18 protein-coding genes are annotated in these 22,897 nt (G+C 50.9%); 7 read left to right on the top strand and 11 right to left on the bottom strand.

The window, feature by feature from the left end; genetic code table 11:
- Positions 1 to 11 precede the first annotated feature (11 nt).
- On the top strand, positions 12 to 3,098 hold the full coding sequence (locus tag FOA19_RS21115) for a PAS domain-containing sensor histidine kinase (RefSeq protein ID WP_149092818.1): 3,087 nt from the start codon (positions 12 to 14) through the stop codon (positions 3,096 to 3,098).
- 744 nt (positions 3,099 to 3,842) lie between these two features.
- Here the strand turns inward: FOA19_RS21115 and FOA19_RS21110 are convergent.
- Together FOA19_RS21110 and FOA19_RS21105 are read right to left on the bottom strand one after the other, a co-directional pair.
- Positions 3,843 to 4,178: an STAS domain-containing protein gene (locus tag FOA19_RS21110; RefSeq protein WP_149092817.1), complete on the bottom strand. Its 336-nt coding sequence runs from the start codon at positions 4,176 to 4,178 to the stop codon at positions 3,843 to 3,845.
- A 63-nt stretch (positions 4,179 to 4,241) separates the two neighbouring features.
- Positions 4,242 to 4,592 (bottom strand): STAS domain-containing protein, encoded by a 351-nt coding sequence (locus FOA19_RS21105; protein WP_149092816.1) that lies wholly within the window; start codon positions 4,590 to 4,592, stop codon positions 4,242 to 4,244.
- 295 nt (positions 4,593 to 4,887) lie between these two features.
- On the opposite strand from FOA19_RS21105, the gene FOA19_RS21100 reads away from it, so the two are divergent.
- Positions 4,888 to 5,538, top strand: a complete 651-nt coding sequence (locus FOA19_RS21100; RefSeq protein WP_149092815.1) for a response regulator — start codon at positions 4,888 to 4,890, stop codon at positions 5,536 to 5,538.
- Between the two features lie 397 nt (positions 5,539 to 5,935).
- Here the strand turns inward: FOA19_RS21100 and FOA19_RS21095 are convergent, their stop codons facing one another.
- Positions 5,936 to 6,127: a hypothetical protein gene (locus FOA19_RS21095; protein ID WP_149092814.1), complete on the bottom strand. Its 192-nt coding sequence runs from the start codon at positions 6,125 to 6,127 to the stop codon at positions 5,936 to 5,938.
- Positions 6,128 to 6,560: 433 nt separating this feature from the next.
- Here FOA19_RS21095 and FOA19_RS21090 point away from each other — a divergent pair, with 433 nt between their 5' ends.
- Positions 6,561 to 7,556, top strand: coding sequence for a cation diffusion facilitator family transporter (locus tag FOA19_RS21090; RefSeq protein WP_190300502.1), 996 nt, complete (start codon positions 6,561 to 6,563; stop codon positions 7,554 to 7,556).
- 990 nt (positions 7,557 to 8,546) lie between these two features.
- On the opposite strand, the gene FOA19_RS21085 is transcribed toward FOA19_RS21090, so the two are convergent.
- Positions 8,547 to 9,641, bottom strand: a complete 1,095-nt coding sequence (locus FOA19_RS21085; protein WP_190300501.1) for an endonuclease/exonuclease/phosphatase family protein — start codon at positions 9,639 to 9,641, stop codon at positions 8,547 to 8,549.
- A gap of 639 nt (positions 9,642 to 10,280) precedes the next feature.
- Positions 10,281 to 11,384 (bottom strand): PA0069 family radical SAM protein, encoded by a 1,104-nt coding sequence (locus FOA19_RS21080; RefSeq protein WP_149092812.1) that lies wholly within the window; start codon positions 11,382 to 11,384, stop codon positions 10,281 to 10,283.
- A 298-nt stretch (positions 11,385 to 11,682) separates the two neighbouring features.
- On the opposite strand from FOA19_RS21080, the gene FOA19_RS23460 reads away from it, so the two are divergent.
- Positions 11,683 to 12,144, top strand: a complete 462-nt coding sequence (locus FOA19_RS23460; protein ID WP_190300500.1) for a hypothetical protein — start codon at positions 11,683 to 11,685, stop codon at positions 12,142 to 12,144.
- A gap of 99 nt (positions 12,145 to 12,243) precedes the next feature.
- Here the strand turns inward: FOA19_RS23460 and FOA19_RS21070 are convergent, their stop codons facing one another.
- The 6 genes from FOA19_RS21070 to FOA19_RS21045 form a co-directional block, all read right to left on the bottom strand.
- Positions 12,244 to 12,645 (bottom strand): c-type cytochrome, encoded by a 402-nt coding sequence (locus FOA19_RS21070; protein ID WP_149092811.1) that lies wholly within the window; start codon positions 12,643 to 12,645, stop codon positions 12,244 to 12,246.
- 4 nt (positions 12,646 to 12,649) lie between these two features.
- Positions 12,650 to 13,294: an SCO family protein gene (locus tag FOA19_RS21065; RefSeq protein ID WP_149092810.1), complete on the bottom strand. Its 645-nt coding sequence runs from the start codon at positions 13,292 to 13,294 to the stop codon at positions 12,650 to 12,652.
- Positions 13,291 to 13,713: a hypothetical protein gene (locus FOA19_RS21060; RefSeq protein ID WP_149092809.1), complete on the bottom strand. Its 423-nt coding sequence runs from the start codon at positions 13,711 to 13,713 to the stop codon at positions 13,291 to 13,293. The genes FOA19_RS21065 and FOA19_RS21060 overlap by 4 nt, the downstream gene beginning before the upstream one ends.
- A 547-nt stretch (positions 13,714 to 14,260) precedes the next feature.
- A complete protein-coding gene (locus tag FOA19_RS21055) occupies positions 14,261 to 15,253 on the bottom strand; it encodes a hypothetical protein (RefSeq protein WP_149092808.1) in 993 nt (330 codons plus the stop codon).
- Between the two features lie 113 nt (positions 15,254 to 15,366).
- Positions 15,367 to 15,633 carry a hypothetical protein gene (locus tag FOA19_RS21050; protein ID WP_149092807.1) on the bottom strand — a complete coding sequence of 89 codons (267 nt, stop codon included), beginning with the start codon at positions 15,631 to 15,633 and terminating at the stop codon, positions 15,367 to 15,369.
- A 159-nt stretch (positions 15,634 to 15,792) separates the two neighbouring features.
- Complete coding sequence (locus FOA19_RS21045; RefSeq protein ID WP_149092806.1) at positions 15,793 to 16,425, bottom strand: hypothetical protein; 633 nt, start codon at positions 16,423 to 16,425, stop codon at positions 15,793 to 15,795.
- Positions 16,426 to 16,686: 261 nt separating this feature from the next.
- Here FOA19_RS21045 and FOA19_RS23605 point away from each other — a divergent pair, with 261 nt between their 5' ends.
- From FOA19_RS23605 to FOA19_RS21040, 3 genes are all read left to right on the top strand, one after another.
- Positions 16,687 to 16,827, top strand: coding sequence for a hypothetical protein (locus tag FOA19_RS23605; protein ID WP_223809006.1), 141 nt, complete (start codon positions 16,687 to 16,689; stop codon positions 16,825 to 16,827).
- Positions 16,828 to 17,466: 639 nt separating this feature from the next.
- Entirely contained in the window at positions 17,467 to 17,604 is a 138-nt protein-coding gene (locus FOA19_RS23455) for a hypothetical protein (RefSeq protein ID WP_190300499.1), read from the top strand.
- A gap of 104 nt (positions 17,605 to 17,708) precedes the next feature.
- Positions 17,709 to 22,892 carry a gliding motility-associated C-terminal domain-containing protein gene (locus tag FOA19_RS21040; RefSeq protein WP_149092805.1) on the top strand — a complete coding sequence of 1,728 codons (5,184 nt, stop codon included), beginning with the start codon at positions 17,709 to 17,711 and terminating at the stop codon, positions 22,890 to 22,892.
- Positions 22,893 to 22,897 lie beyond the last annotated feature (5 nt).

Here is a 22,897-nt window from a genome sequence, read left to right as displayed (position 1 = left end):
ACGCAGACTATATGAATAACGAGGAGAGAGCTTCCCTGAACCAGGCCCATGATTTTTCCCTGTTGCGGCAAGAGGCTGAGAAGTTGCAGCGGCCCATCACGCCCATTGAGGTGGAGAACATGCCCCCCCAGGAGATTCAGCGCCTGATTCAGGAATTGCAGATTCACCAGGTAGAGTTGGAGATGCAGAACCATCAGCTGCAACTGGCCGCGCAGGAACTGGAGCAAGCCACCGCCAAGTACCAAGACCTGTACCATCATTCGCCCTTTGGGTACGTGACCCTTGATGAGCACGGCGTCATAGAGGAGGCCAACGCCAAAGGCGTGCAGTTGCTGGCTTCTTCCAAAGAGCAGTTGGTGGCCCGGCGGTTCAGCCAGTTCATCCACTCAGACAGCCTTGACGCATACTACGGGTTCTTCAGGAAAGTACTAACCTCAGACGGCCCCCAAACGGTAGAACTGCAGGTGGTTTCCAACGCAGGAACCGTTTTCTACGCCCAACTGGAGGCCCTGCTCCTGCGGCGCACCAATGAAACGGACCAATGCCGCATTGCGTTTGTAGATGTCACCGAGCGCAAAACCGCCCACCTGGAGCTTTCCCAGAAAGAGGAATTGCTCTCGGCGGTGCTCAACTCCTCGCTCAACGCCATACAGGTGTTCAAAGCCGTGCGCGACAGCGATGGCACGCTCATTGACTTTGAGTGGCTCCTGCTCAACCGTACCGCCGAGCTCTTCCTGGACTACACCCTTGAGCAGCTGCGCCGCCGCCGCCTCACAGAGCTGCTGCCTTCGCTTTTAATAGACGGGCACTTCTTTACTTTCATTCATGTGGTGGAGAACGGGCAGCCCGCCACGTTTACAGCCCATTTTAAAGAAAACAACCGGGAACGGTGGCTCAACTGCGTGGCCGTGAAACTGGAAGACGGTTTTGTGCTCACTTTTGAGGATGTGACCCAACAACGCATTGCCAATGAGAAACTGCAGGAAAGCCAGTTGCTGGTAAAAAAGACCGCCGAGGCCATGGCTGATTTCCTGTACGTGGAAGACCTGATCCTGGGCCGCAACCTCTACAACAACCGCGATTTTCTGGCGTATCTGGGCTACACCCTGGCAGACATCAAAGGCCACCCGCGCGACCTGCTGGATTCCCTCTACCACCCCGATGACGCCCACCTGATCCAGAACCGGGCCGCCCGGTTTGAGGAAGTGAGAAAAGGCGATTGCCTTATCTCTGAGGTGCGCATCAAAGCCAAGGACGGCACCTGGCGGCACATCATGTTCAGGGAGACGGTCTTCAAGCGCGGCACCTCGGGCAGGCCCGTGCAACTGGTGGGAGTGGCCATGGACTTAACGGAACGCAACAAAAAAGACCAGAAACTGCGCCAACTGCACGAGACCGTTACCGCCATTCTGCAGAACCTGCCTGTTACCCTCTGGCGCTTAGACCAACAGGGTTGCATCTTAGAATGCCAGGGCGAAGGATTGAAAACCCTTAACCTGCAGGAGGCCCAGCTCCTGGGCAAACCCCTGTCTTTTCTTCACCCAGACCTGGAAGAACAGGTGCAACTAGCCCTCAAGGGGCACAAAGTCTCTGTCACCACCCAGTTTGAGGTAGACGGCGAGAAGGTCTACAAACAGATGTTCCTCTTCCAGGACTCCGTCTCTGGAGGCATTATTGGGCTCAGCCTTGACTTAACTGACCAGCGACAAGCCCAGGAAATGGCCCAACACCAGAAAATGCTGCTGGAACAGCTGCTTCAGAACCTGCCTTTGGTTTTAACCGTGGTAAACCAGCAAGGGTATTACACAGAGGTAAAAGGCCATGGCCTCCGCAGCCTGGGCTTAGAAGACAATTCCCTGGCCGGCCAAAGCATTTACGAGAGTTACCCCTACCTAAAAGATAACGTGGATGACATTTTGCAGGGCCATACCAAAACCTTCATCTCTGAGTTCACGCACGAGGGCAAACAAATTTATTTCCAGAATTTCGGGTTTCTAGACAAGCAGAACCAGAACGGGATTGCCTTTGCCTTTGACATCACCGAGGTAAAAGAGGCCCAAAACCAGTTGATTGCCGAGAAGGAGTTTTCTGAAAACCTGCTGGAAACCCACATCCACGGCATCATTGCCCTGGACCACCAATTACAGATCACCTCCTGGAACCGCGCCATTGAACAGATATCTTCCATCAAGCGCCAGCAGGTCATTGGTGAGCCTGTTTCTACGCTGTTTCCTCCAAGAACCAAGGCCCGGCTGCATAAAAAGCTGGAACAGGTGCTGGAGGGCAAGCAAGTCACCCTCACCAAATTGCCCTTTCTGCCAGAAGACCGTTCTTTTGAGGTGAACCTTACGCCCGTGTATAACGCCGCCCGCGAGGTAGCCGGCATCTTGGGCATCGTACGTGACAACACCATGCAAAAACTGCAGCACAAAGCCGACACCCAGTACCGGTTAGACCAGCAGAAAGCCGTGATGGATGCCATTCTCACCACCCAGAACGAAGAGCGCAAACGCATTGCCGAGGCCCTGCACAACAGCCTGGCCCAGCTTCTGTACGCCGCCAAACTGAACCTGGAAGAACTGGAGTCTGAAAAAGAGGAAGCTGACCTGCACGACACGTCGTTCAAAAAGGTGGCGGGCTTTCTGGAAGAGGCGATCAAGGAAACCCGTACGTTGGCCCATGAACTCATCCCGAGGGTGCTGGTGGATTTCGGGCTCAAGTCTGCGCTCAAAGACCTGGCTACGCGGCTTACCACCAACTCCTTCTGCGTGGAAAGCGTGATCACCGGCTTTGACAAACCCACTGACTACGGCCTGGAAACCCACCTGTTCCGGTTTGTGCAGGAGCTCCTGAACAACATCATGAAACACGCCGAGGCCACCGAGGCCCTGGTACAGGTGGTGGACAAAGGCAAAGCCGTGCGCGTGCGCGTGCAGGACAATGGCAAAGGCATGCCCCAGGATGTTCAAGAGAAGTCGGCCTCTAAAGGCATTGGTCTCACCACCATCCGGAACCGCGTGAAACTCCTGCAAGGCACCATGACCATTGACTCCTCCCCCGGCGACGGCACCTGCATCACCATTGACATCCCGCATTAAAGGAAAATGCTATTAGGGTAGATTTTCGGAAAAAGGCCCTAAAACCCAACGACCTACTTTTAATATATAATCTCTAAGCATCGAGGGCAGCCTTCCCACAGGAAGGCTGCCCTCGATGCTTAACTTCTTACCTGTCATTCCCAGCCCTCATAAACCAAGCGGCGGAAACAGAAAAGCACTATTTCAAGGCTATTCTTTTGATCTAAGATTAGGCAAACGACACGTTATTCAAAATAATGCAAAACTTACTGCAAGCCTTGGTTATCAGTTACCAATACCTGAGCACCTTTCGCTAAAACAATACTAAACTCAGGAAATCAGAGAAAGAAGGTAAGGAGCCCAGCCTAAGCGGCTGAGAAAAGATTTGTCGGGAGGAAAACAAACAGGCCAGACCTAGCACTAGAACGCTGAAAACTTAGGCAAGAACGGAGATTGGCGCTACTTTAGATTACCGGAAGGAATCTTTGAAACGGTATTGAGAGGAGATAATTAACAGCGCGATTATGGTCAACAGTAAAGCAATTCGCCTTTCGTATTAGCCTTACTTCTTTGACAATAAGTCACAGTGCTAGCTTTGTTAGTGGGAGTGTCTGGCCTAAGGTCTTTTAGGCCTGAAAATCTAAAAAGAGGCGAAAAGGAAGAAGGATGCTGTTATATCCTTAGCAGACGGCTCTAAAGGGCTTTTCTAGCGGAAACGGATGAGGAGGAGAAGCTGACAGGGTAGAAAAGAGACAGCTTTGAAGGCTATTTTTCCTGCAGCAAGGCGTCTTTCTTAGAAGCGACGATGGTCATAATCAGGTGCAGGCCCAGGAGCTCAAACACGTTTTTGACATGGGCACTCATGCCGTACAGCACCAGACTGATGTTTCTGGCCTCCAGGGTACCCAAATGGGAAATCAGTACGCCTAAGCCGGCAGATGAGATGTACTTCAACCCTTCACAGTCAATCCATAGCTGTTCAATGGGCTTGCAGAGAGCCAACTCAATTTCCCTATCCACCTCCAGACACGTAGAGGCATCCAGCTCTCCGTTCAGGCGCAGGATATAGGCAGTAGACTCTTCTTCAACAACTATGTTCATTCCCTTTTTTTATATAAAGTAAAGAATTTTTTTCTAATAATCCATATTAATTAAAGGTAAATTTTAGGTTAAATTCTTGGCTCGAACATACTTAATTGCAGTATCCAAAGAATCAACTACTTTCACCAGAGAATCAAATCCGGAGGACTTTACCAGACCATGAATATTGTCTTTCAGGTTATAGAGAATAAGCTCTTTCTTCTGTTGTTGCACCTGTTGCACATAGGGCAGCAGGTTGCGTAATCCGGCGGGGGTTACATCGGTCACGCCCGCGAAATCCAGAAACAAAAATTTCCTATTCTGCTGCAGCACTACCTTCAGTTGGTTCTTTATTTTCTCCTCAGAAAGCCCGTCTAGCGCCCCTTTCATGGAAACCAACAATCCTGCGTTCGTCATTTGGGTATAGATTTCCATTGGCTTAGGTAACCAGCTAACTACATGCGAGATACATTTATAGGCAAGAACTAAGCAAATATAGGCTGGTGTATTTTGCAATAAAACGTCAATAATACCCTATTTTTCAAATACGTATTTATACTGATATTTCATCATTAATACTGTTAATTGCAGGGGAGCAGAGACTAAACATCGGCATCTCCGTATTAATACTAAATATCATATATTTTATCAAAGGAACTCCGCTTAAATTAGCTTAAAATAGAAATTCTTGATTTATTTAACCCCTCAGTCAAATAACACTAAACCGGTGATGATAAAAGTAATTCTAGTAGATGATCATACGCTGATCAGAGACGGGTTGAAGTCTTTACTTAAATCTGAAAGAACTATTCAAATAGTTGGAGAGGCAGAGAACGGACAGCAACTTTTGGACCTTCTGGAAACTACCACCCCAGACGTGATTATGTTAGACTTGAACATGCCCGTGATGGATGGTTTTGAAACCTTACAGCACCTGCAGCAAAAGCACCCTGACATAAAGGTTTTGATCCTGACCATGCTGGACCAGGAAAGCTACGTACACAAAGTGCGGTCGTCTGGCGCCATGGGTTACGTCTTGAAAACGGCCGGTAGAGATGAGTTGGTACACGCCATCAAAACCGTGGCCAATGACAACTCCTTCATTTCTTCTGAGGTGGCCCTTAACCTTCTGAATAAAGCCAACAACCCAGAGGGCACTTCCCTTAGCACCAAATCAAAGAACAACCCAGAGCTCTCCAAACGCGAGATGGAAGTTCTTAAACTTATTGCCGAAGGGTACACCAACGCCGAGATCGCCGATAAACTCTTCGCCAGCAAGCGTACCATTGAGTCTCACCGCCAACACCTGATTGAGAAAACCAAAGCGCGCAATACCGCTACGTTGATCAAGTACGCCATTCAGGAAGGACTCATAGACTAACAGCATCAGTACCAAAAGCAGAACGGGCACTTCCGTTTTGGGGCAATTTCCTCTAAAGGAGCCCCAAAACGGAAGTGCCCGTTTCTATTTAGAACATCGGCCTTCCTAATTTTTTCAACACACCACCGCCATGATTAAGCCTATCTTTTCTACCTTAAACAGGAATAGGGCTAGTCTCTTTCTGATTCACTAAATTCGGATAAACCCTTACCCGGCAAGACGCACCTGGCAAACACCTTCTGTTTAGAGGCCATTTTAGCTAAAACAAGGCCAAAGCAGGATTCCACTCTTACAGGACCCACTTTCGCACAGAAGCACCCTGAAACAGAAAAGGCTTTGCCGTTTGAAAGCAAAGCCTGAGCTTTTATGAACAGAAATAGTTGGGGTATGGGAAGAGTTACTTCTTCAACTCGGGTAACCGCAGCACGTTTTTGCCTGATCCCTGCGTTTGGATATACTTTTGACGCAGATCCTGCAATCTGGCTAAGGAGTCACTGATACTGCCGTTGTCAACGGGTAACAATTGGCTGTTCTTCAATATCTTCTCTATGGGTTTGCCTACCACGACTTTTTTAACAGAAGAGTTCATAAGATCTCGTCAAGAAGTAAAAGTAAATTCATGTACAAACAGCGAAATTATGCTATTGAACTTGTTCTTACAATAGTACTTATATGAAGTATCTAAGGTATTTGTTGCAAGAATTTTACATTTGCTGCATTTATTTTAAATTTTTATCTTTACTCAACTTAACGCCTACCAAAATGCATCCAATACTGGGGTTCCTGTTTTTCTTTTTGGGTCTGCTTGCCTCCTTTGTTTCCTGGCTTTTGTCTTTCCTGTTTAGTTAAGCCTTACCTACCGGGCAACACCTGCCCCTCTTCCTTGTAGCGAACCCTCCCAGGTTTACCATATTTCTTCTTGTCCGGTACTTGCCGGCGGGTTAAAAAAAGCCGTACTTTTGCACCCCCTTTTGCCGCCCTTCTCGTTTGTAAGGCAAAAGTTTTTTTTAACCCAAAGCCCTATGCCCTCCACTTCACCGGCGGTTTCTTCTACCCGTATCATGGCCCTTATGCTGGTGCTGGCCCTGATACTGCTCAGCGTTAAGTTCGGGGCCTTTTTCCTCACCAACTCCAACGCCATCTTAACCGATGCCCTGGAGTCTATCATCAACTTTGTGACCGGCGGCGTGGCTTTGTACAGTGTCTACCTGGCAGCCAAACCCAAAGACAAAGACCACCCCTATGGGCATGGCAAGATAGAATTCATTTCCTCGGGGCTGGAAGGGTCGCTCATTACGCTGGCGGGCCTGGCCATTATTGTCAAGTCTGTCTACAACCTCCTGTACCCGCAACCCATCCACGCCATGGACGTGGGGATCTTCCTGACGCTGGTAACCGGTCTGGTCAATTACCTGGCTGGCCGCTACCTGATCAAGCGCGGCACGCAGCACCACTCCCTCACCATCATTGCCAACGGCAAGCACCTGCTCTCAGACGCTTACTCCAGCCTAGGGCTGGTCATTGGTCTGGGTTGCATCTACTTCACCAACATTCTGTGGCTAGACTCGGTGGTGGCCATTATTTTTGGGTCCATTATCACCTACACCGGCTACGGCATTGTGCGCAATTCCATCTCCGGGGTCATGGACGAGGCCGACCACGAGCTCATGGAACGCATTATCGTGGTCCTGAACCAGCGCCGCCGCGAGAACTGGATTGACCTCCACAACATGCGGGTGATCAAGTACGGCAGCCAACTGCACATAGACTGCCACCTCACCCTGCCCTGGTACTTCAACTTGCAGGAAGCCCACAAAGAGGTGGAGATGCTCCAGGACATGATCTCCGAGGAAATGGGCGATGTGGTAGAACTCTTCGTCCACCTGGACCCCTGCCTCCCGCCCGCCAGTTGCCGCCTCTGCACCAAGTCAGACTGCCACGTACGCGAGCACGCCTTCGTAGGCCGCGTAGAATGGACCCTCTCCAACGTAAGCGAAAACGAAAAACACGCCTTGTAAGAAAACAGCCCGCTTCAATCTTTGCCTTAGGCTCAAACCCAAGACAAGGTAAGCATACAAGGAGGAGCTGATTTAAGCCTGTTTCATTAAAAACAGCCTCAAATCAGCTCCTTCATATTTAAATCAGGTGCCTCGCTGGCTGGAGAATGGAGAGATAAAGTAGGCGCACTTCTTTTGATTGTCCTCACAGGTACTGCTGAAAGACATCGCCCAAGCCAGCTACATACTCCACAATAACCCACATTCATCTATCTCCTGCGGCGGGCCGGGGCGAAGGCCTACAGTGAGGCCGAGACACGGCCTGCCGTAAGCAGTGGCCGTGCAAATGACAGTGGCCTGCGTTAACGATGCAATATAGGACGGCAGCGGGGTGGTACCGGATTGAAGCCTCACTGTCCGAGCGTCAGCGAGTTTGAGGCTTCTTGATTCTTTTGGTTACTTTTCTCATCAAGGAGAAAAGTGACAAACGCCCGCAGGCTGCGACTGCAACCAGAAGGTTGTAAGGAAAGGATTAGTAAGTAAAGGCAGAAGAAAGAAAGTCACTATCTCCAAAGTGGTTTTGAGGCTAGCGCCTCACTGCAGTTGCAAACTGCAGACCATGGTAGGTCCAAGTCACAGACTTGAACCAGGAAAGGGAGAGGAAGAGGGAGAATCAGCAATCGTCGTCATCCCACTCCCCCCTTCAAAGGGGGACATGTGCACCGACACGCCTTACTATATAACTTACTATATACAAAACGGCAACCTACTTCAACCAACAAGAAGAACAGTTTAAGGATTGATTAAGACCAAACAAAAAGGCAAGCTCATCTTCAACCAACCAGCAAAAACAAAGAAGGAAAACAAGAAAAAGTAAACTTCCTTTCGCTCCCACCTACCTTGAAAACGAACTATTCCACAAGAAGCAGCAGAAAAGAACCTTGCTTGTTTCACCAGCGATTTCTACAAAACAGCCTTAAATCAGAAAGGGAGCAGCGTCCCGAGAATATACTATTCTTTGCGACCAGCGCCCGCTGGTTTCAGCCATAAATCACTCACAATGGCATAGTGATCGGAGAGGTTCTGGCGGATGGTTTTATAGCCGGAGCCCACCATACGAGGGTCATGCAGGAGGTAGTCAATGCGCAGGATGGAGAAGAGTCCATTGTAGGTGTTGCCCAAGCCCCAGCCGCTTTCCCCGAAGGAATCTTGCAGGCCTTTGCTAATTTTATTATACGTGAACGAGGCCGGCGGATCATTGAAATCTCCGCAAACAATCACCGGGTAAGGCGAGCTTTCGATATGGTCCGCGACTACTTTGACCTGGCGCGCGCGCTTTACGGCCCCTACCTGCAGGCGCCGGATGATGTTGCGGGAGGCTGTGATTTTCTCGTCGTTGGAGGGCTTGGCGTTGGGGTTGCCCAGGAACTCATAGTCTTCCCGCTTGAACCGGTTAGACTGGAAATGGACGTTGTACACCCGCACCGTATCCTGGCCCACCTTCAGGTCTGTGAAGATGCAGAGGTTGTTTGTTTGCTCATGGAAAAGGATGTTGCCCTTGTTCACCACCGGGTAGGTACTGAAGGTAGCAATGCCCCAGTGGTCGCTGTTACGGAGGGTCTCGGTATAGGCGACGTGGTGGTTGGTGGCCTTTTGTAAACGCAGCAAGGTATCCAGGTTGTTTCGGCCGGATTTAGACGAGGTATAGAACTCCTGAAAGCAGATAATATCAGGGGTCTCGTCCTGCACCATCTTGAAAATCTTGTGCCGGGTGAGGGGGTTGCCGGTCCATTCGTAGAGGTCGAACAGACGGGCATTGAAACTAAGCACCCGTAGCTTCTGGGCATTAGCCGGCACCTCGGTCTGGAACAGGTTCAGTTGGATTTGGTTCTGCAGATTGTCAAAACCAACCAGCACCGCGAAGAGGGAAATGAACAAGGCCCGGCTTTTGACCAGGAGCCAGTACAGGATAAAGAGCAGGTTCACCAGCAGCAACCCTGGGTACGCCAAGGCCACAAGGCTAGCCACCCAGAAAATACTGGGGCTAACATAGGAGGCCACATGGGAGAGAATCAACAACACCGCTGCCCCTATGTTTAAAAACACAATGAGTTTAAACAAGAAACTTCGTTTGATCCTCCTTCCAGCCACAGTGCTTGCTTGCGTAAGGGTATTCCCCATGGCTAAAGATACAAAGACCCTCTCTTTTTAGAAAAAGTTATATTCATAAAGAAGCAAAGGAGAACACGACTGGTGCCCTTACCCGGCAACTCACTTCTTTAAGTTAACGTAATAGCATGAAATATCTTTTCTGCCTCCAGATTTATTTCCAGCTGGTTTCCTTTTGGCCTATTAAACCCAAAATACAAATAAGCCAACTTAATCTTCTGGATGAAAACCCATTATCCGTCCTCACATTCTGCTTCTCATTAACCGTGGAACGCTGGTTCCGGGCCTTTGATTCCTTTGAATTCCGCTGCAGTTGGTTTTACGGCTTACCTTCTCTAAAAGACTTAATTCGGCGTAGGGCAAACCTTGCTTCTCTAGATTGTCAAAACGCACGTACTACAATTCCATCATCACACTTTAACCAAATTCATAGACTGACAGGCTGTCACAGCACCCAAGCTTCACTAATTAAAATCAGCGAGTTAACCACCTTCTTTAAAACCAAAGCTTCAGCCTAAAAACAGGTCAATGCCTGGCCTGACAAGAAGACGAAGGAATCTTCTGCCAAGACTTCACTTAGAAGATGGAAAGCTGTTTACCAGTGCGCGGCGTGAAGGCGGTGAAGTCATAGGGCGGCATGGCCCGGCCTTGGAAATACTTGTGTTTGGTGACCTTGAAAAGCGATTGAATGGTCTCGGCCCATCTCCCCTCCCCTGCCATTCGCCTCCCAAATTGGCTGTCGTTGAGGGTACCGCCGTGGCAGGCTTTGATCTGGTTCAAGACTTTGTTGGCCCGGTCTGGGTAGGCTTTATGGATCCAATCCTCAAAGGTTTCACCCACGGCTCCGTTCAGACGCACGATGGTATAAGCCGCCGACAGCGCACCGGCCGCCGCCGAGGCTTCCAAAATAGCGGGCACCTCATGGTCGTTCAACCCTGGAATAATGGGTGCTACCATCACGTTTACTGGCAGGCCCGCCTCAGACAATTGCCGTACCACCTGCAGGCGTTTGGCCCCAGTGGAGGTACGCGGCTCCATTTTCAGGCGCAGTTCTTCGTCTAAGGTTGTGATGGAGATATTGAGGTGCAACAGCCGGTGCCGGTGCAACTCGGTGAGTAGGTCAAGGTCGCGTAAGACCAGAGCGTTTTTAGTGATCAAACTCACCGGGTGACGGTACTGCAGCAGTACTTCCAGCAAGCGCCACGTGATTTTCTTTTTGGCTTCAATGGGTTGGTAGCAGTCTGTATTGCCCGCCAGCATAATGGGTTTCACCACCCACTTCGGATGCTCCAACTGGGCCCGCAGCACTTCGGGGGCATTCTCCTTTACAATGATCTTTTGTTCAAAATCCACTCCGGCTCCCAGGCCCCAATAGGCATGCGTATTGCGGGCGTAGCAGTAGATGCATCCGTGCTCGCATCCCTGGTATGGGTTCATGGAATAGCCCTGCCCCAGGTCTGGAGAGTTGATCTCGTTTACAATGGTTTTAGGAAATTCCTTGAAAAACTGGGTAGCGGCTTTCTGCTCCCAAGGCTCATCAATTCCCTCTAGGTGCTCCACCACGTAATCATTTTTAAGGAACGGATAGGTGGGGTTGTATTGGGCACCTCTTCCCTTCCTTAGGCTCTGGTCCTGAAAAGGCCTTCCCTCTTTCCTCTCTTTAGAAGCGTCGTTTTCCATAGCTAAAATTATTAGCTTTAAACGTCATTGCCAAATAATACCATTTTTTTTAGCTACGGCATTTTGGGCATGTCTTGCAGATTTTAGCTCCAGAACTTCTACGGTAAAGGCCTGCTATCTTTTCCAGGCCGTACCTGAGACATTCTTTTTTCAGGGTTTTTAACCGAAGCCCTTGTACGGGTAAATACGTATTTTTCTACAATTTCTCAGATTATTTTCATTAAGTCCAGACTAAATAAATTGCAATCACGTAGGAAGATTCATGTGAATAAAGTCAAACTTAACCTTTCACTTAGCTATGAAAATTAACGCATTGAATTGGGGTGCAGCTTGCGCTCTGGTAGCCATGATGGCTTTCTCCTCCTGCAGTGGTGGAAACAAAGAAGACCAAGCAAACGGCACCACCACAGACAACAGTACAGTAGACAGCAACACCATGGATGATGGTACCAGCACTACCACTGACATGAGCTCAGACACCATGGGCACTACTACTGGAACCACCACCGGCACCACTGGTACTACCGGCACCACAGGTACCACCGGATCAACCGGCGGCACTACCGGAATGACTGGTACAACCGGTACTACGGGCACCACAGGTACCACCGGAACAACGGGTACTACTGGCACCACGGGTACTACTGGCACCACGGGTACTACTGGAACCACAGGTACTACGGGTACTACTGCCGGCACCACTGGTACAACCGGAGGAACTACTGGGGGCACCACTGGCGGAACAACAACTGGCCGTTAATCCCTAAGGCAGGCAGGCCTTCCCTTTCTGCCCGAAAACAAAAAAGCGCAACTGGTTTCTTAACCAATTGCGCTTTTGCTTTTCAGGGGCCTTATGGTTTTAAGGACAGTTCTTCACCTGCTCTCTGATCTCCCCGAAAGAAACCCGGCGGGCCGGTGATTTGAATTCCTTCTGCATGTAGTTGATGATGTTGGTGAGGTCGGCTTCTGATAGCTTCGCATTGCCCGGCATGGGCTGGTTATACTGCCGGCCGTTCACCATGATGGGCCCCGTGATGCCTTTCCGGAGGAGGCAGGCCAAGATGTCTCGGTTCTTCTCCACGTAGTCAGACTTCACCAGCGGAGGAATGACTCCCCGCAACCCTTCTCCGTTCTCCAGGTGGCAACTGGCGCAGTGCCGCCCATAGAGCAATGCTCCTTCCTGGCCCCTTTCCGTAAAACAGCCCGAAAGGAATACACCCAGGAAAAGGAAAATCAGCAGGTACTTCGCACGGATGGCCATACTGCTACTTTTTTTCTGCGAGTAGCACTTCCATATCCCGCATCAGTTTGTCCACGTCCTCGGCATTGGTTCCGTCATAGTGACCACGCAGGCGGCGCTGCTCGTCTACCAACAAAAAGGCCCCGCTGTGCTCAAATCCGCCGGGTACGGTCTTGTCCACCATGGCGCTGGTGAAGTAGTATTTTTGGGCCATATCTAAGATGGTGTCACGGTCGCCGGTCAAGAAGTGCCAGGTATTGCTTTTCACCCCCAGCCTATCGGCGTAGTCCCGCAGCACGGCCACGGTATCATGAGTAGGATCAATGGAATGCGAAAGCAAGGTCACCCTAGGGTTGTCTTTGTACTTTTCATACACCCGCAAAAGCTGGCTTTTCATTTTAGGACAGATAGACGGGCACGAGGTGAAAAAGAAGTCTGCCACGTAGATCTTGTTGGCTACCGTCTGCTGGGTGACCATCTGGCTGTCTTGGTCCAGGAAGGCGAAATCAGGGATGGAATGATAGAGGGTATCCACGGTTGGCTTTCCGTCTACCGTGGTCACCTTGGGCTCGCGCGGCCCCAGAATAGGCAATTGCTTGTTCTCCGGAGCCGAGGTACAGGCGGTGGCCAATACTACTCCTAAGCCAAGCGCTAAAAGGGTATTTTTCATTTAGAAGTTCTGTAAAGGGAATTGAGGGAATCGGCGGACCGGAGGCTTTGGGCAATGGCGCGGCGCACCTCTTCTATTTTTACTTTTTGCTGCTCCAGATAAACCATTGCCTCTTCCGGCGCTTTTCCTTCCGGAGACTTGTACTGATGCATCCACTGCATCATGCGCTCATCGGCGCGCACCAACCCAGAGATACCGTTTGTCAGGCTCCGGCGGGCCAGCGTGTCCTGCACCACCACCGAGTCTTTCAGGTAGGTAAGTTCTTTGCGGCGGGTATAAAGATCGCCCATTTTGGCCATGGCCGAGTCATGGAGCGCCAGCACCTCTGTTTGCAGCACCTCAACCTTCTTTTCCGGCGAAGGCGCGCAGGACGCCAAACCCAAAGCCAGGAAAAACAGCGGAAGCCGTGAAGTCTTCATATAGGAATACATTTACAGGTGCAAAGGTAGATGCTACACCCATAGAACGCACTGCTTTCCGGTAGATTATGAAGGATTCCGTTTTAAGGCATCCCGTTTCTGGCCTGTTTTGCAAAAAGTAGGGGCAATCCATTGTGGTTGCCCTTGCATGAGGAGCATCAGTGAAGTCTCCAACCTGTAGAAAGGTCAACGGTTTTTGGGGCGGCCTTGTCATCCCCCTACCCTCTTCAATGGGGGACGGAATGCTTGGTTTTTTATGATTTTACCACCTTCTTTGGTATTACTGCCATTGTTGGTGTTTTCACCAACAACCCAGACTGCGGTGGCATGCGCTAGGGCAACCACAAGGGATTGCCTCTACAGTTCAAAAATTATCAGGCAATGTAAGAGACAAAACGGTGCCTGGCCTCTACACAAAACAGGCATTTTGTTTTGGACCGGTTTTCCCAAAAGAAGACGTAAAACAAAATTCCGGCTATCATACCTATAGAAACAAAGAGCGGCTGCCCACTAGGCAGCCGCTCTTTGTTTCTATAGGTATTTCCAATTACCAGCTGAAATCCTCGCGGGAAGGGGGTTGTGAGCCCTGGCCTCTCACGTGGCCGCTGCTTGGGTCGTAGCGCCGGTGCTCGCCTTCTTCTGAGCGGTAGTCTCGGTCATTGCCCCAGCTCAGGGAGCCGGCCATGTTGCCGTAGTTCTCGCTTCTGTTGCCTTCGCCCTGCTGGTTGTGGTGTTCCCGGCGGGGTCTGTTGTAGTCAAAGTTCGCGCTGCCTTCGGCTTGGGTTCTGCGGTCGTGGCCGCTGCTCATGTAACCCAGCTGCCGCCCGCGCTCATACTCGCCGCGATTGTAGTGTGATTGGGAATCGTCATAGATCTCGTAGCGGCTGTCATCGCCCCGGCGCGAGGTATCGTTGGTGCCGATGTCCCGCACGCCGCCTCTGGAGCCGGCCCGGTCTGCTGGTTCCCAGCCTCTGGTGTTGTCTGCGCCGCGGCTACCCGCACGGCCGGAGCCATCGTACTGCTCGCGCTCGCCGGGGGCAAAGCTGTTGTGGTCGCGGTAGGCGCCGTAGACCTGGCGGTTCACGTGGCGGTCATCTTCGCGGCCGTGGCCACTGCTCCAGCGGGAACCATCTCCTGAGTTCTGGTTGTGCGATCCGCCTCTGGAAGAGCCGAAGCCTTGAGCTCCGCCGTAGCTGCCCATGTTCCCGAAGTTGCGGGTAGAGTGCTCCAGCCCGTTGTTGTCTTCGTGGGCGCCCATGTTATCGAAGCGCTCTCCGCGGCGGTTTTGGTCCCGACCGTAGTCACGGGGCAGCTCGTGGTCTCTTTCGCGGCGACGGTCCTCGTTAGAGCCTTGGTACTGGCTGCTGCGGTAATCATTGCTGATATCGCGGTCGTTGAAGTTGTTCCGGCGGTCCAAGCGGTCGTAGTCCCGGTCGCGGTCATCGTCTAAGCGGTAAGATCCGCGGTATTGGTCTTCATCGGCACGCCGATTATCTGAACGGTGATGACTGCGGTCATCTGGTCTCTGATTTCTGTTCATGGTGTTAGACTTTTGGTGTAACAAACAGGTTATCTTAACGACAAGAAAGGCGATCCGGTTTTAGGCCCGCTTTCAGAAAAGGGGCTTAAAACCGGATCGCCTTTGCTTCTGCGCTATTTGGTGCGCAGGTTGTTGGCGTTGCTGCCGTCCAGCTCGGTGGTGTCTTCCTCATCCTCGGCGGCTACGTTCCCTTCTGAGAAACGGCCTTCGGGCTCATGGTCCAGGAAGTCGGCCTCTATGGCCTGCAGGCGGCTGCCGCCCAGGTCGGGCTTGGCGGTCTGATCATCCTCCGTCTTGCTTCCTTTTACCGGATCGGGGTTTTCATCTGGCAGGCGTTTGCTCTCGTCAGAATTGGTGATGTTGTTGTTTTGGATAGGCATAGGTTGGGTCTGTATATAGAAAGCAGCCACTGCAGCTACTATGTTATTTGTACGCACCCAGTTGAAAATGTTTGTTACCAATTCATGAAGAAGCCCGTTTCCAGGCTGTTTTACAGAAAACAACCTGGAAACGGGCTTCTATTTAAAAGGCTCTGACTTTTAGTTCTCGCTGAAGGGCTCCATTTTGATTTTCTCAATCATGAGGTACTTTTTGAACTCGTGCAACATGCGGGCCATCTCCTTGTCCTGTTCCTCCATCTGGTGCTTCTCTGTGTCTGCCGAATGGATGGCGGAGCGGAGCTGCTCTAAACTGATGGCCATGTGGTCACGGGCTTCCTGGGCACGGGCACGCAGCTCCTCCTCAGCCTGGAGGGCGGCAATGTTGTCGTCCAATTCCTGAAGGCAGACCTCCAGGAAGGGGATCATGTCCCAGGGGTTGTTGGGGCGATTCCAGGTGAACTCTATGTTGCAGCGGCGGCACTTGTACCGGTTAGATTTCCAGCCCAACTCGTTGGTGGCCACGCTGGTTTTCTTCAAAAGATCGGCTTTGCCGCAGGTGGGGCACTGGGCATGGTCTTCAATGATGCCCTTGAGGGTTTCGTGCTTGTCCATGACCTGCTGCCTGAAATCGGCGTGGCTGTATATTTTCTCAGTGAGTCGTTCACAGGCGGCATTCAACTCCTGGTGCTCCTGTGTCAAGGTGCCTTCCGCAGCCAACCGCTCGCCCCGTTTTTTGAAGAAGGTGATGAGCTTGATGACTTCTCTCTCGTTTTCGGTGATATGCTGCTTCATGTGATGGATCCAGATTCTTATTTACCCAAAGATACAAAAAAGCATCCGTACCCCGATTGCCTGGCTTACTGCCACAGTACCCTTGCTGACCACTTTCCCCAGCCTACTTAATGGAATTGCCAAGAGTTACACCTTTCCAACTTCCAGCTCAAACCAGGAGAGATTACTACCGGCGATAGGCTACATAAAGGAGAACCCTCCAGGCAGGTAGAAGCAAAGCATGGTTTTTGGCTTGTTTCCTAAAAACAGCCTTAAAACACAATGGCTGATTTCAACGATGCACTTTCCGAGAACAAACCCGAGGAGATCAGGCTGCAACATGCCTGGCGGCTTAAAAGCACCAAGGTGTTTAAGGCTTTAAAATTTGAAATGCAAGTGAAAGTAAACGAGAGGGAATATTAGGAGAGAGGCCGGAAAGGCATAAAATAAAAAAAGCCTCTCCTTCCGTCAGGAAGAAGAGGCTAAAAAAGAAGGGGCAGGCGGCTCATATGTCATCAGCATCTGTAGCATATCCCCCAATAAGCACCAGAACTTTTGACGCCTCTGCAATGCAGAAGTGCTCCGCCGCCCCTTTATATCTTCTATGTTGTGACCAACAAACTGTCTTTGTTGTTTTAACTGTGTCAAAGGTAACAGGTATTTTCTGCTCTGCTAGTGCATTTCGGTGAGCACCCTGTTTTTCCGGTTGAACCTGCCAGATTTACGGTTGAAAGATTTTTCTGGTTTTTTCAGACTGTGAATCATACCATTCCTCCCTTTTCTCACCTCCCCGCTTCTCCTTTTTTGCAATTAACGTGTCTAATGTAGGAAATATTAACGAAGGCTTAAATAGTTCCAATCATTTTGTTAAAATAATTATATTACAATATTGAATGCAAAAAATGTAACTTTGACGCAAAAGTTGAACTAAAGGTTACAACAAATTTGTTAGACCCCCATAAACCTAGCATATAACATGATTTTTTTAGTCTAGATACTTTTTAAAAACAAGAACAACCCGACACAAAAACACCAGCTTAGTACAATTTAAAAATACTATATATGAAACAACTATACACTCCCTATCTCTTACAATCCTCTGCTTTCTACAGCAAACCCCACCAGAAAAATAATTTTGGTTTCCCAGAGAAGACTCCTTCTCAGATCGTGATCGGGCAGACCTCACCACAATTGGTGTAATCACCCCTTTTCAGCGCAAAACACAACACATGGCAGTAGGTGCCCTGGGTCTGCTTTTGCCTGGCCTAAATACTCCTTAACCAACTTTATTCTTTTCTGGCACCATGGCGCCTTTAAAAAAGTTCTTTTATTCACTGGGCTTCCTGTTCCTGCTGAGCTTTGTCTCCTATGCCCAAAATTGCCCCGACAAACCAGATGTCTCCCTGGCCGATGCCAACGAGGAGAATTTCACCCGGTGTAGCTCGGTAGGCGGATCAATTGAATACAATCTGTCGGTGTCTAACATCTCCACCACTTCCTCTAAAAACAAAGAGTACACCATTGAGTGGGGAGACGGCACCTCCAACACGTATCCGGCCTCGTTCACCAATGCCAGCCACACCTATAAAACCCAGGGAAGTTTCAACCTGAAGTTCACCATCACCAGCCAAAACGGCTGCTCTGACAGCAGAACGTACTCGGTGTTCAACGGCAGCACGCCAGGGATTGGTATCCAAAGCCCCAACAACACCTCAGACTGCGCTCCGGCGGCCTTTACTTTCGGGATTACCGGAACCCAGGGCAACGCTCCCAATACCACCTACGCCATCTGGTTTGATGACGGCACTGACACCCTTCGCTACACCCAAGCCACCCTTCCTTCCACCATCACCCACGCTTTCACCAAATCATCTGAGGGCAAGCCCAAGGGTTTCACCATGTACGCGGTAGCGTATGGTTGTATCCCTAAACAAGCAGAGGTAAGCGGAATCATCATTTCGGCAAAACCTATTCCGGCCTTCAGCATGACTCCTGAAAGTCCTTTCTGCGCAAACCAAGTGGTGACGTTGAATGACCAAACCAAAGGAGGATTCAACGGAAACAATGTAGGCGGCAATACCAGCGGGTACCGTAGACTTTGGACCATTTTGCCAAATACCGGTTGGGAGTTCACCAATTCCACCAATGCTTCTTCCGCCAATCCTTCTATTCTATTCAAACAGAACGGCTCCTACAAAATCACCTTGGCAGTAACGCCGTCGGGTACCAGCACCACCTGCCAAGGCGACTCAATTATTAAAGTTGTGGAAGTGCGCGATATTCCTTCTGCGCCCACCGCTACACCAGCCACTATCTGTTTAGGCAGTACTGCCACCCTACAAGCCCAAGGAGATGCCCCATTCTTTAATTGGTATGCCACTGCCACCGCTACTACTCCACTGGCTACAGGCGCCACATTCACTACGCCGATTCTGAAAGCCACCACTACGTATTATGTAGAGGCTGCCCTAAATAGCAGCGGATGCGCCAACCCTACACGTGTCCCAGTTATTGTAACGGTAACCCCATTACCAGCAATTCCTTCCGCTCCCAACGTAACCGCCTGCGCAGGAAGCAGTGCTACTCTAAAAGCTACCCCACCTGCCAGTGGTAAAGTGTATTGGTATGCTACTGCCACTGGAGGCGATACCCTGGCCACTGGCAACACCTTCATCACACCAGCTATTAACGGCACCGTTACCTATTACGCGGCTACCCTTTCTGCCCAGGGCTGTTTCTCTTCCACCCGCAGAGCGGTAAGAGTAACCGTTCAATCAGCAATAGCCGGCAATAAAGTAACTGCCCCTCAGACATTATGCGTAGGAGAAACCGCAGCTACCCTGGTGGGTGAAACTCTTACCGGCGGATCTGGCACCTATACGTTCCTTTGGGAAAGCAGCACAGATGGCAATACTTTTGCCAAGGCGACAGGTACCAACAATGCGGCTACCTACACCTCAGCTGGACTAAGCCAGACAACCTGGTTTAGACGCGTAGTCATCTCTGGAAGCTGTACCAGCGTTTCTGAGCCTGTGCAGATTACGGTTGTACCGGTAGTGACCAATAATACCGTTGTGCCAGCATTAGAGAACATCTGTTTTGGGGCAACCACTACCATTAACGGCTCCGCTCCAGCAGGCGGAAACGGCGGCACTCCTGCTTACTTATGGGAATCCAGTACTACTAGCGCAACTGCAGGCTTTACCGTAGCGGCAGGCACGAACACTGGTCAATCTTACCAGACAGAGGGCATCTCTGCCAATACATGGTTCCGGCGGAAAGTAATAATTGATGGCTGTGCACAGGTTTCTCCAGCAGTTCTAGTATCTGTTATCACCAACTCCTTTCCCCCAACTGTTGCTAATGCCACCATCTGTAGCGGCGGCAGCGCCACTTTGACAGCAACAGCCCCGGGCGGTCCTTACGAATGGTATACCAGTGCTGCCGGAGGCTCTCCGTTCTTTACCGGTGACCAGTACACCACTCCGGCCCTTACGGCCAACACTTCTTACTTTGTGCAAAGCCGAGCCATTGGCAACTGCTCAGAGGCACGTACCGAGGTGAAAGTGACCGTATTGCCGGTGATCTCCAATAACACCATTGCCGGGGAGCAGGTCGTCTGCCATGGCAGCATTCCTACGTCCCTCACAGGGTCAAATCCCACAGGAGGAAACGAAATACCGGTGTATACCTGGGAAAGCAGCCTGAATGGAACAAATTTTACAGCTGCCGCTGGCACTAACACAAATCAGAACTATGCGCCAGGCGCATTAACCCAACCTACCTGGTTCCGGCGCAAGGTGACCATGGGGCCTTGCGAGGATTACTCACCTGCCTTAAAAGTGGACGTAACACCGGCCCTTCTCCCGGTTACCATGCCTGCAGACCTAACGGTATGTGACAATTCTTCATCGCCTATTATCCAGGCACCAGCTGCCACCGGTGGAAATGGCACTTATACCTACAAGTGGGAAAAAAGCATCACCAGCGCCACTGCCGGATTTATCTCTGCCAATGGTGCTTTTGAAGAAACCACTTATGCTCCGGGGATTCTGCGCACCACTACTTGGTTCCGGAGAATTACCTTCTCGGGAAGCTGCCAGATTGTGAGCTCAGCGGTGAAAGTTACCGTGCTTCCTTTGCCGGCGCTGCCTATCACCAAAGATGTAGTGACCTGCCAGAACGCAACCGCTACCTTAACAGCCACACCGGCTTCTACAGGACAGAAAATCCAGTGGTTTGATGCGGCTACCGGCGGCAACCTGCTGGCCGAGGGCAACACCTTCACTACTCCGGTTTTACAAGCCAATACTTCTTACTTTGCCCAAGCCCTTACCTCAAACGGCTGTTTAGCCCCTACCAGGGTAGAAGTGAAGGTAACGGTAACACCGCTTCCAACTGCACCTGAAGGAATTGCCGCCACGGTTTGCCATTCTGAAAAGGCGGTCATCAGCGTTAAGAATCCAGCTACCGACATTACTTATGAATGGTTTGCGGGTTCAACCGGAGGTACCGCTCTGTTCAGAGGACCATCTTATACCACGGCTTCCCTTACCCAAACTACTACCTATTATGTACAGGCTACGGTGGGTGGCTGCGCTGGCCCTAGAACAGCAGTAGTAGTAACGGTTCAGGACCCGGTGGGCAACAACGTACTCTCTGGTACGCAGGAAGTTTGCGCAGGCACAGGTACCACTACCCTTACCGGTACCCAGCCAACTGGTGGAACCGGCGCCTATACATATCAATGGCAAAGCAGCACCGATGGTGTTTCTTTCTATACCCTTCCTGGCGCAAGCCAGACTGAAAACTACTCTCCAGGCACGCTGTACCAGACTACATGGTATCGCAGAGTTGTGAAATCAGGGACCTGTGTGCCGCATACTAGCGCAGCTATCAAGGTGACCGTGAGTGAGTCCATCATCAACAACTTCATCCAGGACAACCAGGTAATCTTCATCAACACCGTACCGGCGGCTTTTACCGGCACTTCGCCTACTGGCGGCACAGGTACTTACCGCTACCAGTGGGAAAGCAGCTTGAATGGCCAATCGTTTACGGTTATTGCAGGCGCAACAGGTAAGACGTATGCTTCGGGTGCTTTAAGCCAGACAACCTGGTTCCGGAGAGTGGTGGAATCTGGAGGATGCCAGGTGATCAGTAACGTGGTGAAGGTATCGGTGAACTCAGCCATCACGGAGAATACGATCTACGAGGACCAGAACATCTGTACAGGCACGGCTCCTTTGACCTTATCCGGCACCGACCCCATTGGCGGTGATGGCACCTTCAGTTACTTGTGGGAAATGAGCACCAAAGGCGCTTCTTCAGGGTTTGTGACTGCTACTGGCAACGCCTCCGGCAAAAACTATAACGCACCAGCCCTTACCCAAACCACTTGGTTCCGGAGAAAAGTGACTTCTGGTGGTGTAATCTCTACCTCTAATGCCGTGAAAGTAACGGTATTCTCGGCAGTGACCAGAAACACGATCTCCACAGACCAAACGGTTTGCATCGGATCGGTTCCTGCCCGCCTGACAGGCACTATCCCCGCCGGAGGAAGCAACTCCTATGCCTACGTGTGGGAAAGCAGCACCAGCGGACCAACGGCTGGATTTGGAACGGCCTTTGGCACCAGCACAGAACAGAATTACACTCCGGGCACTTTGCAGCGCACTACCTGGTTCCGCAGAAAAGTGGTGTCTGGAAGTTGTTCAGACAATGTGAGTAACGTGGTACAGGTAACCGTTACCGCACCGCAACCACCATCTGTTCAGGAAGCGTTCATTTGCGCCGGCACCACCGCTACCTTAACTGCGGTTCCTGCCGCAGGTGCTACCGTGGTGGAATGGTTTGACAAGCCGGAAGGCGGAAGACTGATAGGCTCAGGCTTAACGTTCAGTACCCCAATTCTGAAGGAAACGACTACGTTCTACGTGCGTTCAGTGACCCAAAACTGCGCCAGCGTAAGAATCCCGGTACAGGTGAATATACCGGCCCCAACGGCCGATGCTGGTCCAGACCAAAATATTGTATTAGGGAACTTCGCCACGCTGGAGGCGAAAGGAGGGTTAACCTATAGATGGTCACCCGCCACAGGCTTGAACAACGCCCAGATCGCGACGCCGGTGGCTAAGCCAACTGTGACGACCACCTACACGGTGACGGTAACTACCCAAGATGGCTGTACCTCCACTGATCAGGTGACCATTACAGTGTTGAGCCCAGTGGAAGTGCCCAACGGCTTTACCCCGAATGGTGACGGCATCAACGATAACTGGGAACTACCTAACCTCAAGAGCTATCCGAATTGCCAGGTGGAGGTCTTCAACCGTTGGGGCAACAAGGTCTTTGAATCTAGAGGCTATGACAAGCCGTGGGAAGGACGCCTGAACGGACAACCGCTGCCGGCTGCCACTTACTACTACATCATCCGCTTGGGTGAGAAACAGAACCCTATCACCGGAAACGTAACCATTATCAAGTAAGCGGA

Origin of the sequence: Rufibacter hautae, assembly GCF_008271695.1 — a bacterium.
Lineage (GTDB): Bacteria > Bacteroidota > Bacteroidia > Cytophagales > Hymenobacteraceae > Nibribacter > Nibribacter hautae.
The sequence above is the reverse complement of the archived record's forward strand: the minus strand, read 5'-3'. Positions and strand labels throughout refer to the sequence as shown.

Coding starts and splice junctions, on each gene's coding strand:
- FOA19_RS23455 (WP_190300499.1), top strand. CDS start 17,467: ATGAAACAACTATACACTCCCTATCTCTTACAATCCTCTGCTTTCTAC.
- FOA19_RS21090 (WP_190300502.1), top strand. CDS start 6,561: ATGCCCTCCACTTCACCGGCGGTTTCTTCTACCCGTATCATGGCCCTT.
- FOA19_RS21060 (WP_149092809.1), bottom strand. CDS start 13,713: ATGAAGACTTCACGGCTTCCGCTGTTTTTCCTGGCTTTGGGTTTGGCG.
- FOA19_RS21095 (WP_149092814.1), bottom strand. CDS start 6,127: ATGAACTCTTCTGTTAAAAAAGTCGTGGTAGGCAAACCCATAGAGAAG.
- FOA19_RS21065 (WP_149092810.1), bottom strand. CDS start 13,294: ATGAAAAATACCCTTTTAGCGCTTGGCTTAGGAGTAGTATTGGCCACC.
- FOA19_RS21040 (WP_149092805.1), top strand. CDS start 17,709: ATGGCGCCTTTAAAAAAGTTCTTTTATTCACTGGGCTTCCTGTTCCTG.
- FOA19_RS21050 (WP_149092807.1), bottom strand. CDS start 15,633: ATGCCTATCCAAAACAACAACATCACCAATTCTGACGAGAGCAAACGC.
- FOA19_RS21100 (WP_149092815.1), top strand. CDS start 4,888: ATGATAAAAGTAATTCTAGTAGATGATCATACGCTGATCAGAGACGGG.
- FOA19_RS21055 (WP_149092808.1), bottom strand. CDS start 15,253: ATGAACAGAAATCAGAGACCAGATGACCGCAGTCATCACCGTTCAGAT.
- FOA19_RS21105 (WP_149092816.1), bottom strand. CDS start 4,592: ATGGAAATCTATACCCAAATGACGAACGCAGGATTGTTGGTTTCCATG.
- FOA19_RS23605 (WP_223809006.1), top strand. CDS start 16,687: ATGGCTGATTTCAACGATGCACTTTCCGAGAACAAACCCGAGGAGATC.
- FOA19_RS21115 (WP_149092818.1), top strand. CDS start 12: ATGAATAACGAGGAGAGAGCTTCCCTGAACCAGGCCCATGATTTTTCC.
- FOA19_RS21045 (WP_149092806.1), bottom strand. CDS start 16,425: ATGAAGCAGCATATCACCGAAAACGAGAGAGAAGTCATCAAGCTCATC.
- FOA19_RS23460 (WP_190300500.1), top strand. CDS start 11,683: ATGAAAATTAACGCATTGAATTGGGGTGCAGCTTGCGCTCTGGTAGCC.
- FOA19_RS21080 (WP_149092812.1), bottom strand. CDS start 11,384: ATGGAAAACGACGCTTCTAAAGAGAGGAAAGAGGGAAGGCCTTTTCAG.
- FOA19_RS21070 (WP_149092811.1), bottom strand. CDS start 12,645: ATGGCCATCCGTGCGAAGTACCTGCTGATTTTCCTTTTCCTGGGTGTA.
- FOA19_RS21110 (WP_149092817.1), bottom strand. CDS start 4,178: ATGAACATAGTTGTTGAAGAAGAGTCTACTGCCTATATCCTGCGCCTG.